The sequence below is a fragment of the Cupriavidus sp. JZ107 genome, assembly GCF_053903255.1.
In genome coordinates this window covers 3,175,793-3,189,841 of sequence record NZ_CP096481.1, presented here as the reverse complement: position 1 = coordinate 3,189,841, position 14,049 = coordinate 3,175,793, and the positions used below count along the sequence as shown (strand labels likewise).

The following is a 14,049-nucleotide window of genomic DNA, read 5'->3' as shown; positions in this document are numbered from 1 at the left end:
CTGCCGCGCCCTGAAGACGGACGACGGACCATGCCTGATTCTCCGAAGTACCTCTACGATCCGACCCACGCCGACAGCATTGCCGCGCTGTCCCGTCTCGGACGGGCGCCATCGAGCGGCGCGCAAACCATCGGCGTGTTCCGCTTCCGCGGCGGCGAGCCGGTCCGGATCGCGCGTCTGGACGACAACACCTGGATGGCGACCCGCCTCGATGCGGCGGGCCGGCCGCGCCGCCTGCTCGACCGGCTGCTCGAGCTCGTGCGGTCGCTGTTCCGGCTGGAAGGCGGGCGGCGATGGAAGCTGACCGGGCGCGACCGCCGCGAGATGGAATCCTGGATGTTCGCGATGTCCGCGCGCGCGCTGCAACAGCAGATGCGATGCCAGCGCGAGCAGGCCGCGGTGCGCGATCGGCGCGACGCCAGCACGCTGTCCCGGTTGGAAGCGTTGCCGCTGCCGTTGCTGCACGCGATCGGCGTGAGGCTCAGTCTGCAGGACTGCCATGCGTTGCGGCAGGTCTGCTCCCGGTTCGCCAAGCCGACGGCGCACTGCGTGCCCTTGCTGCAGGCGGCCTTGTGGACCACGCTGCCGGGGCTGCGCCGCGCGCTCGCGCATATGCTGCCGCAAACGGAGAGCCGGCCGTTCGCCGTCGAGCCGGACCGGCCGACGCGCGTAAAGGCATTGCAGGTGGCGGCCGACCGCGTGTCGGAGCTGCCCGCCAGCCAGCGCTGCGCGGGCCTGCGCAGTGTGCTCGATGCGATCCAGCTGGCGTTTCCCGACGGCGACGGCGCCGCGGTACCGCTGCGCGTGCTCGCCACCGAGCTGGCGCGGCAGCCATGTCTTGCCGTGGAAGAGAGCCGCCAGGTCCAGCGTCTCGCGGTCGAACTTTGCCGCGCGCTCGAGCGCCTGCCACTGGCCGAACGGATCGGCGCGGCATTGGCGCTGCACAGGAACCCGACGCTGTCGATCACTGACCGCGTACGCGCGCTGCTGGTGCCGGAGTCCTGCTGGCTGCTGGCCGTGCGCGTGGTCCCAGCGGTGCAGCGGCGCCGCGTCGTCGACGATCTTGCCAGCCTTGTTGCCGAGCCTTCCCGTTTGCCGCCGTCGAAGGCCGTGCCGTTGGCCCTGCAGGCGCTGGAGCTGGCCGAACTCGATCCGGGCGCCAGCGCGCAGGCGCTCGCGGCACTGTTCCGGATCTCGGCGCTGGTCATGCTGGTGCAAGACTGTCCGCCCGTTCCGCCCGATCCGCGCGGTGGCCACGCGGCGTTCCGTGCCGGGATGGCGGTATGGGAGCGCCTGTTGGCAACGGCGTCCGCATGGCCGACGCAGGCAGCCGTCATTCTGATGAAGGCGCTGTTGCAGGCGCTGGCCGCGCTGTCGGACCAGCGCGTCAAGAACAAGGCCCGCCTCGCCGCAGGCAGATGGCTGCAGAATGCCGGCGAGCTGCCGGGCAACGATCGCCATATGATCGAGGCGCTGCTGTTCGCGCTATTGGCCGAACCCGCCCGTCTCGCTGCCTGGAACGCGATGTGGGACGCCTTGCCGCCGCCGGCATCGCAGCACGACGACGCCGCCGAGGCGGACATCCGGCAGATCGCGCGATGCCTGACCTACCTCGCCGATGCCACGCAATGGGAATCGATGCTGCTGCCGCGGCTGACGCCGTTGCCGCCGCAGCAGCAGGCGGCATTGCTGTCAAACCTGCCGGCCTTCCTGTACAGGGGCCCGCATACGATGGAACTGTTCGAGCGGGTGTTGAACCTGGCGGTCCATCATCGACTGATGAAACCGCTGACGCTCTGGTATCGCGCGCGCACGCTGGCGGACTACGGCCAATACGGCGATGCGCTGGACAGCGCGCTGGTCTGCCAGCCGACGGTCCAGCAGGCCCAGTGGATCGTGGCGCTTTCGCGCAATCGGGTGGTGCCCCAGCTATGGATCGATGTGGGACTGGCCGCGATGGAGCCGCCGTTGCCGAATGCGGCGCTGCAGGCCTCGCTGATCGGTGCAGTGGCGGTGCAGTGCCACGGCTGCGGCATCGCGCTCGACGCCGGCTGGCAAGCGCGGCTCGTCCGGCTGACCGAAGCCCTGGTGCAGCTGGAGGACACGGCCGCGCGCCTGGATACCGCGGCGCTCTCGGCGCTGATCGGCATTGGGGATGTCATGCTGCAGCTGCACGACGGCGCGGCGAGATCGGCCAGGCGGGCCTGGGCCGAGGACGCGATCCCCGCCTTCGTCGACGCGGTATGGAGATGGGTCCGCGCTTTGCCGTTTGACAGCATGCTCGGCATGCTGGCCGCCCTGTGCACGGTGCGCGCGCCCTTCGCTCCGTCGTACGAGCGGCACTTTCATCTGGCCACCGTACGGCATGCGTTGGGGTTATTGCCTGCGTTGTCGCCTGAGCAGCAAAGCGACCTGCTGCCGCTGCTGGTCGACATGGAATCCGGGCCCAAGGGCGCGAGGCCGATCGATTGGCGCGGTTTCGACCGCTGCCGCCAGACGCTGTGGCAGGCCATCGTGGAGCTGCCGGCCCGGGAGCGGGCGCGCGCCCGCCTGCTCGACAAGGTGTCGTACTGGTTTGCCCGTGCCCCGGCGGACGCGGCCAGTCGCCGGGCGTGGCGCGACGCCCGCCGCGAGTACCTCGCCATGGTCGATGGCGTGCGGTCCGACCATCGTCCGGTACTGGCCTGGCGCTGAAGGTGGCGGCAGCCCTCGACCCGCCGCGCTGTGCCGTCCGCTCAATGGCGCTACACTGCGTCGATCAGCCTCCGGCCCTTCGTCCCCATGCCAGCCGACGCCAAATTGATCGCCGATCTGCGCCGCCGTGCGCTTTCCGCCCAGTATGCGAGGCCGGTGGCCTCGCCTTGCCGGGATGTCTGCCGCATGGGCCAGCACGGCTACTGCGAAGGGTGCTTCCGCACCATCGACGAGATTGCCGGCTGGGCCAATCGCAGCGACGAAGACAAGCGCGCGATCTGGCAGACGCTGCCGCAACGCGCCGCCACGGCGGACACCGCCGCTACCACCGATACCTCCAATACCGGCGACACGGTGCAGTCGGGGCGCCCATGAGCGAATCCACAGCAAACCAGCCGGACGCATTCGCCGACCGGTTGCCCGCCGGCATCCGCGTGTTCGAACGCGGCTGGCTGTCGGCCAACAACGTGCTGCTGATCGACGGCGACGATACCGTGCTGGTCGATACCGGCTATGTCAGCCATGCACAGCAGACCGTCGCGCTGGTCGAGGCCGCGCTGGACGGCAAGCCGTTGAAGCGCCTGATCAATACCCATCTGCATTCCGACCACTGCGGCGGCAATGCGCTGCTGCAGCGGCGCTGGCAACCTCGCACTTGGATTCCCGCGGCCGAGGCCCGCGCGGTGGCGCAATGGGACGTCGATGCGCTGAGCTATCGCGCCACCGGCCAGCAGTGCGATCGCTTCGCCTTCGACGCGCTGCTCGAGGACGGCCAATCGATGCGGATGGGAGGCCTGGACTGGCAGGTCATCGCCGCACCCGGGCACGACCCGCACGCGGTGATGCTGTTCGCGCCGGCGGAACGCATGCTGATCTCCGGCGATGCGCTGTGGCAGCACGGCTTCGGGGTGATCTTTCCCGAGCTCGACGGCGACAGCGGCTTCGCCGAGCAGGACGCGGTGCTGCGGCGGATCGCCGAGCTGGACGTCCGGCTGGTGATTCCGGGCCATGGCAGCCCGTTTACCGATGTCGGCGCGGCGCTGGAGCGCGCTCGTGGCCGGCTCGACTATCTGCGCGCCGATCCGCGCCGCAACGCCGCGCACGCGCTGAAGGTGCTGGTCAAGTTCAAGCTGCTGGAGCAGCGCCAGATGACGCGCGACGCGCTGCTGCGGTGGATGGCGCAGGCACCGCTGCTCGAGCGCGTGCGGCTGCGCTATCTGGACGGTGCGCCGTTGCCCGGCGTGCTCGAGCAGGTGCTGGCCGGCCTGGTCAAGGCGGGTGCGGCCACGGTCGACGGCGAGTTGATCCGCAATTCGGATTGAGCGCGATGAGCACGGTGCCGATCCTGCGGGGCGACGGGTTCTCGCTGCGTCCGTTTCGACAGGCCGACGCGGAGCAGTTCGCCGCCGCGGTGCAGGAGTCGATGGCGAGCCTCGCGCCGTGGATGCCATGGGCCCATCTGCGCTACAGCGTGCGCGACGCGCAGCTGTGGATCGATACCTGCGCGGAGAATCTTGCGGCCGGACTGTCGTACGACATCGGCGTCTACTCGCAGGACGGCCGCGTGCTGTGCGGCGGCGTCGCGCTGAACCAGATCTCGACCGAGAACCGCATCGCCAACCTGGGCTACTGGATCCGCAAGAGCCGGCAGGGCGAGGGGCTTGCCACCCGCGCCGCCTGGATGATGGCCTGCTTCGGCTTTCACCGGCTGCATCTGACCCGCATCGAGATCGTCGCCGCCGAGCAGAATCTGGCGAGCCGCCGCGTTGCCGAGAAGACCGGCGCGCTGCTCGAATGCATCGCGCGCAACCGGCTGGTGCTGCACGGCGTGCCGTGCCGCGCGGCGATCTACTCGCTGGTGCCGGAGTCGGTGATGCCGACTGTCCCTGCGCCTCCGGCCCCACCGCAATGAGGGATCAGCGCGTGATGCTGAACGCGTAGGTGCGTTCGTCCTGGCGCGGAATCACGGTCAGGCCCTTCTTCGCCGCCCACACATTGATCTGGTAGTACAGCGGGATCACGCCGTAGTCCTTGATGCCGATCTCGGTGGCCTCCTGCAGCAGCTTCTCGCGCGCGCGGTCGTCGATCGTCGTCAGCGCGGCGCTGAGCTTGGCGTCCAGCGCCGGGTTGCTGTAGCGCCCGCGGTTCGAGGCGCCCCAGCCCTTGCCGGGGTCGTAGGTCGCCAGCAGCGACTTCAGCGACGAGCCTGCCTCGCCGGTGTCGGCGCCCCAGCCCGCCAGCATGAACGAGAAGTCGAGCTTGTTGGCGCGCGTGAAGAAGCTCGCCGACGGCATCGCCTCGACGCGCGTCTGGATGCCGATGCGCGTCAGCATCGACGCGATCGCCTGCGCCACCTGTTCGTCGTTGACATAGCGGTTGTTCGGCGTATGCAGCGTCAGCTGGAAGCCGTCCGGATAGCCGGCCTCGGCGAGCAGGCGTTTGGCCGCTGCCGCATCGGCCGTATCGGGCTTCAGGCCCGGCACGTGGCCGAACAGCGAGCTGTTGACCAGCTGGCCGGTCGGCTCGGCCGCGCCTTCCATCACGCGGTCGACGATCGCCTGGCGCGAGATCGCCTTCGAGATCGCCTGGCGCACGCGCGCGTCTTTCAGCGGATTGCGGGGCAGCGGCTTGCCTGCCTTGTCGGCGACGAAGGGCGAGACCTCGCGGTCGCTGTCCATATGCAGGTACATCATGCGGAAGGTCGGCACCTTGAATACCGACACGCCGGGATCGGACGACAGCTTGCGGATGTCCGAGGTCGGCACGTTCTCGATCACCTGCACGTCGCCGGCCAGCAGCGCCGCCACGCGCGGCGCATCGTTGGTCAGGATGCGCAGCGACACCGTGTCCCATTGCGGCTTGTTGCCCCAATAGGCGTCGTTGCGGGTCAGCTCGACGCGGTCGCCCTTGCGGAAGCTGACGAACTTGTACGGCCCGGTGCCGACCATCGCCTTGCCGCTGTTGAAGTCGTCGCTCGAGGCATTTTCGGCGACCTTCTTCGACACCATGTAGATCGTCGACAGATCGTTCGGCACCAGCGGGTAGGGACCGTTGGTGGTGATGCGCACGGTCAGCTTGTCGACCGCGACCACGTCCTTGAAGCCCTTGGTGTAGATCGTGTACGGCGACGGGCTGTTCTTGACGTTGGCCGGCCGTGCCAGCGAGAACACGACGTCCTGCGCGGTGAATTCGCTGCCGTCGTGGAACTTGACGCCCGGCCGCAGCTTGACCTCCCAGGTGGTCTCGTCGACCGCGCGCCAGCTTTGCGCCAGCGCCGGCTTGAAGCGCATCTTCTCGTCCTTGGCGATCAGCGTTTCGAACATGTGCTCGGCGACGTTCGCGTTGGGCGTGACGTTGTGATAGTGCGGATCGAGCGAGGTGATATCGCCGGACAGGCCGATGGTCAGGCCGGCCGCGTGTGCGGGCAGGGCGGCGGCGCCGAGGGCCAGGCTTGTGGCCAGCACCGCGGCGCGCAAGGTACGACGAACGAATGGCATCGGGCACTCCCGTCGGTTGTGGTGTGGCGCATTGTCGGGACCGCGCTCTTGCAGTGTCAAGACGGACAGACCCGCGGCACGGCATTGCACCGGCGGCAGGCAGACCGGGGCGCCGTTAGCCCGCTGGCGCCCCGCAGGGGTGCCTGCTGCACCGCGATGAAACGTCGCGCCGGTAGTCGACAGACCGAGGCGATCGACCCACGCAAGAATGCCCCTCCGGCGCGAAGGCCCCCTGCGCCCTGACCCGACCCTTCGAGGAATCCGATGCCCATCCACGACCTCGGCCGCGCGAGCGCGGCCATGCCCATTGGGCCCGATCCGACCGATTCGGACCCGACCGGTTCCAATCCGACCGGTTCCAATCCGACCCGGCCAAATCGCCTGACCGGCGAAGCGCCCGCGCCAACCGGCACGCTGCATCTGCTGGCGCCGGCGCGGCCGTCCAGCGTTGCGCTGGTCGTCGCGGCTGCCGACGCGGCGCCCGGCCCGTGCTGGTCGCTGTTGGCGGACCCGATGAAGCGCATCGCCGGTTATCTGTCGTTGCGCGACCGCATCGCGCTGTCGCGCGCCAGCCATGCCGTGCGCGACGCGATGGGACAGCTCGCTGCCACGACGCTGGAGCGCGCACGCCAGGTGTCGACCCTGTCCGCCTTGTCCGGCATGCTGGATCGCATCGACGCGATCGCGGACGTGGGCGATCGCATGTTGGTCTTGCGGGCATTGGCGCGGCGCACGAGCTGCCTGGCGCGTGCCCACCGTGTGCGCGCATGGCGGCTGGTGCTGCGCGCGAGCGATGCGCTGCCTGTGGCGGCACGCGGCGCCGTGCTCGTTGAACTGGCGTCCGTGCCAGGCGTGGCGCGGACGCCGGAGCCGTTGCGGCATGACAGCGTGCGCGAAGTCCATGTTCCCGATTGCCTGGCGATGCTCGATCAGCGCCTGAACGGCCTGCCCGGGCCCGGCCGGGCGGCGTTGACCTTTGCCTTGCTTGAAGTACGCGCACCGCAGCGGGGCGGCGGGGTGTACCTGAAGCCGCCCCCGCGGCTGCCATTCGACCTGGCGGGCCATCTTGCGCTGGCGGCCCTGTTGCCGGTGGGCCGGCACCGCGATGCCGCGCGGCTCGCTGTCGAATACCACCTGCGTTCCCCCGGCACGCCAGCGGAACTCTGGCGCGACGGCTTTGGCGCCGCCTGTGCGGCTGGTCATCGGACGATATCCGCATGGACGCTAATGGCGCTGCTGGAAGCCAGGACCGTCGAAGGACCGCCGCTGCTCAGTGCGCTGGAAGCGCCCCAGCTGGCGTGGCAGCAGGCATTCGCCCAGGCCGGACGCTGCACCGGGGAGGCTGCCGCGGAGTTGGCGGTCGGTCTGATGCGATGCTTGCGCGCCGGCTGGGCTGCCGACCCGTTCCGCAGGCAGGGCATCGACGCGCTGTGGCAGCTCGGCGTCGATCTGCGCTTCGATATCGATCAACGCGCCAGGCTGTTTGCGCGATGGGGCGGCTGGCTGTCTGCGCAGCAGTGGGAAGCACTGTGCGACGAGCTGATGGAGCGGTGCGCCACCGAAGGCACAACGCGTTCCCGACGTGACTGGCTGAATCGATTGTTCGACACCGCGCCGCCGGGCGCGCGTTCGATGCCACGGCAACGGGCATTCACGGACACGCAGCGGAAAACATCGGATGCCGCGGCGCCGCTGGAGCGTGCGGCATCGCTCGCACAACGGCTCGAGGCGGCTCCGGGCGAGCCGCCCCCCACCGAGATGCAAAGCTTCCTGGACGCCTTGATGGCGGCCATGCCATTGGCCGACGATGGCCGCGCGGTGCTCGCGCAGGCGATGCAGCGGCTATGCGACACGTCCGAGCCGTTTTCCGCGAAGATGGTCGCGCTCGCCGCCGATTTGCCGTCCTGGAGCGGCGAGATGGAAATGGCCGCGCAACCGGCACTGGCGTTGGAGTTTGCGCGTCTTGCCATCGTGGTGCAGTGGCAGTCGGAACAAGGCCGCGATCACATCCACAGTGCCGACGCGATGGTTCTGCGCAACTTCGTCGATGTCCTGACCCGGTCGGTCAGGCGTTTGCCGATCGAGGTTCGGCAGACGGTGCTGCTCGACCTCGGGCAAGGGCCGACCGAGCAGTACGAGGGCCTGTCCAGTATCAACGCGAGTACCGATTGGATCCTGTCCGTCGCGGCGTCCTTGCCGCCGGCGTTTCGCGTCGACGTGCTGCGCCAGTGGGCCGAGGCCGATACGCGGCGCAACGCTGTGGCCACGATGTGGCACCAAGCGAGCGGCGGCGAATATGGCTGGGCGCCCAGGCGCGCGGTATGGCGCGCCATCATGCAGATCCCGCCCGAGTATCAGGCGTCGCTGCTGTGCGCGACCACGGACTGGTTCCACAGCGTCGTCTCTTCGACGCCGAGCGCGGCGTCACGGAAGGACGACGATTTCGTGGCAGCCGGCGCGCAATGGCTGGAAGCGCTGCAGCGTTTGCCGCCCGACGATCGTCTCGAGCCGCAATCCCTCGTGATGCCGCAGGTGGCAGTGATGATGGAGGATGCGGTAGCGAGGCTGATCTGCAGGTTCGACCGCGCATGAAGCACGGCGCCGGAACAGGGGCCGACGCCATGCAGCCGGGACGGCCGGCGGCGCATCCTTCGCGCCGCTGGCCAGCGCTGCGCTAGAACGTCGTGCGCAGGCCCACGCGCACGCTGCGGCCGGCCATCGGCGCGATGTCGCGCAGGATCGAGGTGGAATTGCGCGCCTCCTCGTTGGTCAGGTTGTCGCCGCGCAGGTAAAGCAGGGTTTGCGTGCGCCCGCTCTTGATCTTGTAGGTCAGCGCGACGCCCAGCATCGTGTAGGCGTCGGTCGGCGTGTCGTTGACGGGCACGCGGGTCTGCTTCGCGGCCCAGGTCAGGTCCAGGCGCGCGCCGAAGGGGCCGGCGCCGTAGACGAGCGCGCCGCCAAGACGCAGCGGCGCCAGCCGCGGCAGCGGCTCGCCGGTCTCGCGGTTCTCGCCGCGCACGTAGTCCGCCCGCGCCTCGAAGTCCAGCGTATCGCTGCCGGTCAGCAGCTTGCGGGCCAGCCGGGTCTTGCCCTCGGCCTCGAAGCCGTACAGCGTCGCCGGAATGCCGAGATAGCGCAGTTCGGGCAGGGCGTCCGCGCTGCCGGGGGCCACCAGCTCGCCTTCCTCGTTGCGCGCGTTGCCGGTCGCGGACAGCGCCAGATAGTTCGAGAAGCGGCTGTAGAAGCCGGACACGCCGGCGCTGTGATCGCCCTGCTTGAAGCGCAGGCCGAGATCGACCGAAGTCGCGCGTTCCTTGTTGGCGTTCGGGTCGCCCTGCTCCCAGGCACCGGTGGCAACGTGCGGGCCGTTGGCGTACAGCTCGTAGAACGTCGGCGCGCGCTCGGTGTAGGCGACGTTGGAGGTCAGCGACCAGGCCGGACCCAGCTTGTAAAGCAGGCCGGCCGAGGCGCTGCCCGCGTTGAAGCTGCGTTTCGCGTCGGCAAAGCGTTCGTTGCCGCCGGCGGTGGCCTTGATGCTGGTATGGTCGATGCGCCCGCCTAGGTTCAGCTTCAGGTTGCCGGCCGAATCCAGCGGCATTTCCTCGAACACGAACAGCGCGGCGTTGTCGGTATCGCTGCTGGGCACGAAGGCCTCCTCGCCCAGCGCGGAGAAGCGGGTCGCGCCGAACTGCGCGCCGATCACGCCGCGCATGCGGCCGATATTGCCGTGCTGCGCCTCGATGCGGGCGTCCCAACCCTTGTTCTTGAACACCGTGCCGGTTTCGCCGCCTTCGATTTCCTTGTGCTCGTAGTCGGTATAGCCGAACTTGCCCTTGACCGATTCGAACCAGCCGCCGGTGGTCCCCGACAGGTTGCGCGCTTCGCCTTCCAGCGCGAAGCGGTCCTGCTTCATGTTCAGCCGCACCTCGTCTTCGGCGGGCGTGCCGTAGTCGTTGCGATAGGCGCTGTAGCTGGCGCCGACGAAGCCGTCGGCCCAGGTGTAGGAGCCGCCCAGCGCGCCGCCGTGCTGCTCGGCGTTCGTGTTGGGCAGGCGGTTGCGGACCTCGCTCTCGCCTTCCTCCAGCGGCTGGCTGTTGCGCAACCGCTCGCTGCGGGCGTAGCCGGGGATGCGCAGGTCGCTGGTCTTGCGGGCGAATGCGTCGGCATGGATGGCGAACTTGCCGTTGCCGGCCTCAATCAGGCCGCTGGCGTTGCGGGCCGCGTCGCCGTCGATCGTCGCGCTCAGGTCGGTGGCGCCGGTCACGCCTTCGATCGGCGCCTTGGGAATGCGGTTGTCGATCACGTTGACCACGCCGCCGATCGCGTTGCCGCCATACATCAGCGCCGCGGGGCCGCGCACGACCTCGATGCGCTCGGCCACCAGCGGGTCGAGCGGCACCGCGTGGTCGTAGGACAGCGTGGCGGCATCGATGCTGCTGCCGCCGTTCTGCAGCACCTTGATGCGGTCGCCATCGAGCCCGCGAATCACCGGCCGGCTCGAGTTCGGCCCGAAGTAGGTCGAGGACACGCCGGGCAGGCTGTTCAGCGTTTCGCCGAGCGTGCTGTTCTGGCGCACGGCCAGGTTGTCGCCCTGCAGCGTGGAGACGGCGGGCACCAGCGAGTTCAGGTCGCTGCCGAGCGGATTGGCGGTGACAACGACTTCGCCGAGGGTGGGGGCGGCGGCCGGGGCGACCGCGGTGGCCTGGCCCCAGGCGGCCGGCGCGGCGAGGCACAGCGCGACGGCGGCCAGCGGAGTCAGGCGGGCGCCGGGCCGAGGCGATCGTTGTGTCAGGTGTTGTGCCGGGCTGGCCGAAGCGTCGGCGGAGCGGCGTGCGGTGGTGCGTTGCAGGGTCGGATTCATGGCTCGCGATGCGAAGAACATCGTGGCGATCGGTCGCGCTCGGTGACTCGCTGCGGATTGGTGCGGCAAGGCGCGGCAAGGCAAGGCCCGCGGCGATGGCGCGGCAGTGCCGGGCCGTCGCAGGGGGAATGCCGGTCAGCGTGGTCGAACGTCGGGATCGCCGGGTCGTCAACAAGCGGCCGCAAGAGCGGCCGCGCTCAGGCGAAGGCGAGCGAAGAAGGTGGGGCGCGCGTCAGGAAGCTGCGCTGCGGCGGCAGGTGGGGCCAGCGCCAGGTGATGCCGGGCGGCACCAGCGGCTTGCCATGCGACAGCAGCGGTATCGGCGGCGTACCGCAGGCACCGAGCGCCTGCGTGGCGGCGTCGAACAGCACGCACGAATGGATCGGCGCGCGCGCGCTGTCCGGTGCATGGCTGTCGATACGGGTATCGCTACCGGCGGAGGCGAGCGAAGTGCCGACCAGGTTCGGCGAAGCCGGATTGGCAGACATTGGCACGGCCGGCGAGCCGCCGTGCTGGATGCGGTGAACCAGGCCGGCGTGCTGCGCCAGCAGCAGGCACAGCACCAGCCACGCTGCCCACAGCGCGCCGCTCAGACGATCCGTGCCCCGGCGCCGCAGCGCGCGCAGCAGCTCAGTGCGCATGTCCGCCATGGTGCCCGCAGTCGCACGGGGCCCCGTCGTGATCGTGATGATCGTGATCGTGATCGTGGTCGCGATGGTCGTGGTCGCCCTCGTTGTCGAAGGCGTCTTCCCAACTGGGGAATGGATCGTCGTAGGCAATCCAGGCCTCGGGACCGGCGGCCATCTCGGCGTCGCTCAGCAGGCAGGCGTCGAGCGCCGCCTCCAGCGCGGCGCGGTCCATGTTCTGCCCGATCAGCACCAGCTCCTGGCGCCGGTCGCCGAACGGCGCCGGCGCACCGTCGACCTGCGAGTCGGCGCGGATCGCGGCCAGCGTCTCGTCGTCCTGCGGCCAGTCGGCCGGGGCGATCGACGCCCACCAGGCACCGGCACCGCCGTGGCGGCACACGCCGCCGGCCTGGCTCCAGCTGCCGGCCACGTCCATGCGGCTGGCCAGCCAGAAGAAGCCCTTGGAGCGCAGCACCTTGCCGTGCTCGCGCAGCCATTCGGTGTGGATCAGGTCGGCGAAGCGGCGCGGATGGAACGGGCGCCGACGCCGGTAAACGAAGCTGCCGATGCCGTAGGCGTCGCTCTCCGGCACATGCTCGCCGCGCAGCTCGGCCTGCCAGCCCGGCGCGGCCGCGGCCGCCTCGAAGTCGAAGCGCCCGGTGTCGAGCACCTTGTCGAGCGGCACCTGGCCGAAGCGCGCGGGCACGATCTCGGCGCGCGGGTTCAGCGCGTGCAGCAGCGCCATCAGCCGTTCGCGTTCGGCGTCGTCGACCAGATCGATCTTGTTCAGCACGATCACGTCGCAGAACTCGACCTGTTCGATCAGCAGATCGACCACGGTGCGGTCGTCCTCGTCGTCGCGCGCCTGGCCGCGGTTGCGCAGATAGTCGGCCTCGTCGAAGTCCTGCGTGAAATGCGCGGCGTCGACCACGGTGACGATGGTGTCGAGCCGGGCCAGGCTGTCCAGCGCGCGGCCGTGTTCGTCTTCGAACGTGAATGTTTCGGCGATGGGCAGCGGTTCTGCCACGCCGGTCGATTCGACCAGCAGATAGTCGAAGCGCCCCTCGCGTGCCAGCGCGGCGATCTCGACCAGCAGGTCCTCGCGCAGCGTGCAGCAGATGCAGCCGTTGGACAGCTCGACCAGCCGCTCGCCGGCCTGCGCCAGCACGCCTTCGCCGACCAGGCGCGCATCGATGTTGACGTCGGCCAGGTCGTTGACGATGACCGCCACGCGCTTGCCTTCGCGGTTGGCCAGCACGTGCTGCAGCAGCGTGGTCTTGCCGGCGCCGAGGAAGCCGGCCAATACGGTGACGGGAAGACGGTCGGCCATGGCGATCTGGAGGATGGAGGGCGAGGGCCGCGCCGCGGTGCGCAGCGCGAAATGCCCAGCTTATTGCAACAAGGTTGCGACTGTAGCAGAAATGCGCGGTCGCGGCACCCTTGCTGTAGCCGCGCGGCGACGCCGTCGTGGTGCGCCGCATAAAAAAGCAAAACGGCCCGGAGTTCCGGGCCGTTGGCAGTGCGGATGAAGGCGCGCAGCCCTCAATCGCCGAACAGTTTCTGACGCAGTTCGCGGCGTTGCTGGGCTTCCAGCGACAGCGTCGCGGTCGGGCGGGCCAGCAGACGCGGCACGCCGATCGGCTCGCCGGTTTCCTCGCACCAGCCGTAGTCGCCGGACTCGATGCGGGCCAGCGACTGTTCGACCTTCTTCAGCAGCTTGCGCTCGCGGTCGCGCGTGCGCAGCTCCAGGGCATGTTCTTCTTCGATCGTGGCGCGGTCCGCCGGATCCGGCACGATGACCGTTTCGCGCAGATGCTCGGTGGTCTGGTCGGCGTTCTTCAGGATTTCGTCGCGCAGCTGTTCAAGGCGGTTCTTGAAAAAGGCCAGTTGGGCCTCGTTCATGTAGTCCTTGTCGTCCATCTTCAGGATTTCAGCTTCAGTCAGAAGTTTATTGCTGCTCATGGTTGCTGCTGATTCTCTTGTTGATGCGACCGGCGGCGTCGTGTTCCGCGCGGATGCAGTGTCGGTCCGCTTGCGCGGTTCGACCGTTTCACTCTGGCTGGCTGCAGTCTTGCTGCTTCGCGTGCCTCCCTTTGCCGCTCCGGTACCGGCCGGCGCCGAGCCGTTCCGGGGGGTAGGCGCAGCTTGCTGTCCCTGCGCCTTTGTCGTAGCGGCCGCAGCACCAGCGGTCTTGCTGCGGCTTTCTTTGGTTTTTGCTGCGGCTACCATGGGATCCCTTTCTCGGCGTCGGTCGACATCGGTCGGCGTCGTTGCCCCAGCGGCAACGCCCTGAAACGTTGCGGCCCGAGATCCCGCGCGTTCGACGGCCATCGCACGAGCACAGCGGCCGCACCGCAGGACGGCCGTCTGA

10 protein-coding genes are annotated in these 14,049 nt (G+C 69.2%); 5 read left to right on the top strand and 5 right to left on the bottom strand.

The genetic code is table 11. From position 1 onward, the window contains the following. Positions 1-30 precede the first annotated feature (30 nt). The 4 genes from M1D55_RS23990 (at position 31) to M1D55_RS23975 (ending at position 4,606) form a co-directional block, all read left to right on the top strand. Positions 31-2,694, top strand: a complete 2,664-nt coding sequence (locus tag M1D55_RS23990; RefSeq protein WP_456282003.1) for a hypothetical protein — start codon at positions 31-33, stop codon at positions 2,692-2,694. 87 nt (positions 2,695-2,781) lie between these two features. Continuing rightward, the gene (locus M1D55_RS23985; RefSeq protein ID WP_023264836.1) at positions 2,782-3,069 is read left to right on the top strand and encodes a DUF1289 domain-containing protein; all 288 of its coding nucleotides are present in this window, start codon (positions 2,782-2,784) and stop codon (positions 3,067-3,069) included. Further along, the gene (locus tag M1D55_RS23980; RefSeq protein ID WP_456282002.1) at positions 3,066-4,016 is read left to right on the top strand and encodes an MBL fold metallo-hydrolase; all 951 of its coding nucleotides are present in this window, start codon (positions 3,066-3,068) and stop codon (positions 4,014-4,016) included. Before M1D55_RS23985 ends, M1D55_RS23980 begins: the two co-directional genes overlap by 4 nt. A 5-nt stretch (positions 4,017-4,021) precedes the next feature. Continuing rightward, positions 4,022-4,606, top strand: a complete 585-nt coding sequence (locus M1D55_RS23975; protein WP_006577539.1) for a GNAT family N-acetyltransferase — start codon at positions 4,022-4,024, stop codon at positions 4,604-4,606. Positions 4,607-4,610: 4 nt separating this feature from the next. Here M1D55_RS23975 and M1D55_RS23970 read toward each other — a convergent pair whose 3' ends face one another. Continuing rightward, entirely contained in the window at positions 4,611-6,191 is a 1,581-nt protein-coding gene (locus tag M1D55_RS23970; protein ID WP_232206170.1) for an ABC transporter substrate-binding protein, read from the bottom strand. Positions 6,192-6,704: 513 nt separating this feature from the next. Between M1D55_RS23970 and M1D55_RS23965 the strand changes: the two genes are divergently transcribed. After that, positions 6,705-8,783 carry a hypothetical protein gene (locus tag M1D55_RS23965; protein ID WP_456282001.1) on the top strand — a complete coding sequence of 693 codons (2,079 nt, stop codon included), beginning with the start codon at positions 6,705-6,707 and terminating at the stop codon, positions 8,781-8,783. 82 nt (positions 8,784-8,865) lie between these two features. On the opposite strand, the gene M1D55_RS23960 is transcribed toward M1D55_RS23965, so the two are convergent. From M1D55_RS23960 to dksA, 4 genes are all read right to left on the bottom strand, one after another. After that, positions 8,866-11,052, bottom strand: a complete 2,187-nt coding sequence (locus tag M1D55_RS23960; RefSeq protein WP_456282000.1) for a TonB-dependent receptor — start codon at positions 11,050-11,052, stop codon at positions 8,866-8,868. A 197-nt stretch (positions 11,053-11,249) separates the two neighbouring features. Next, on the bottom strand, positions 11,250-11,693 hold the full coding sequence (locus M1D55_RS23955; protein WP_456281999.1) for a hypothetical protein: 444 nt from the start codon (positions 11,691-11,693) through the stop codon (positions 11,250-11,252). Further along, entirely contained in the window at positions 11,683-13,008 is a 1,326-nt protein-coding gene (zigA, locus tag M1D55_RS23950; protein WP_456281998.1) for a zinc metallochaperone GTPase ZigA, read from the bottom strand. The genes M1D55_RS23955 and zigA overlap by 11 nt, the downstream gene beginning before the upstream one ends. 212 nt (positions 13,009-13,220) lie before the next feature. Then, positions 13,221-13,907, bottom strand: a complete 687-nt coding sequence (gene dksA / locus M1D55_RS23945; RefSeq protein WP_023264981.1) for an RNA polymerase-binding protein DksA — start codon at positions 13,905-13,907, stop codon at positions 13,221-13,223. Positions 13,908-14,049 lie beyond the last annotated feature (142 nt).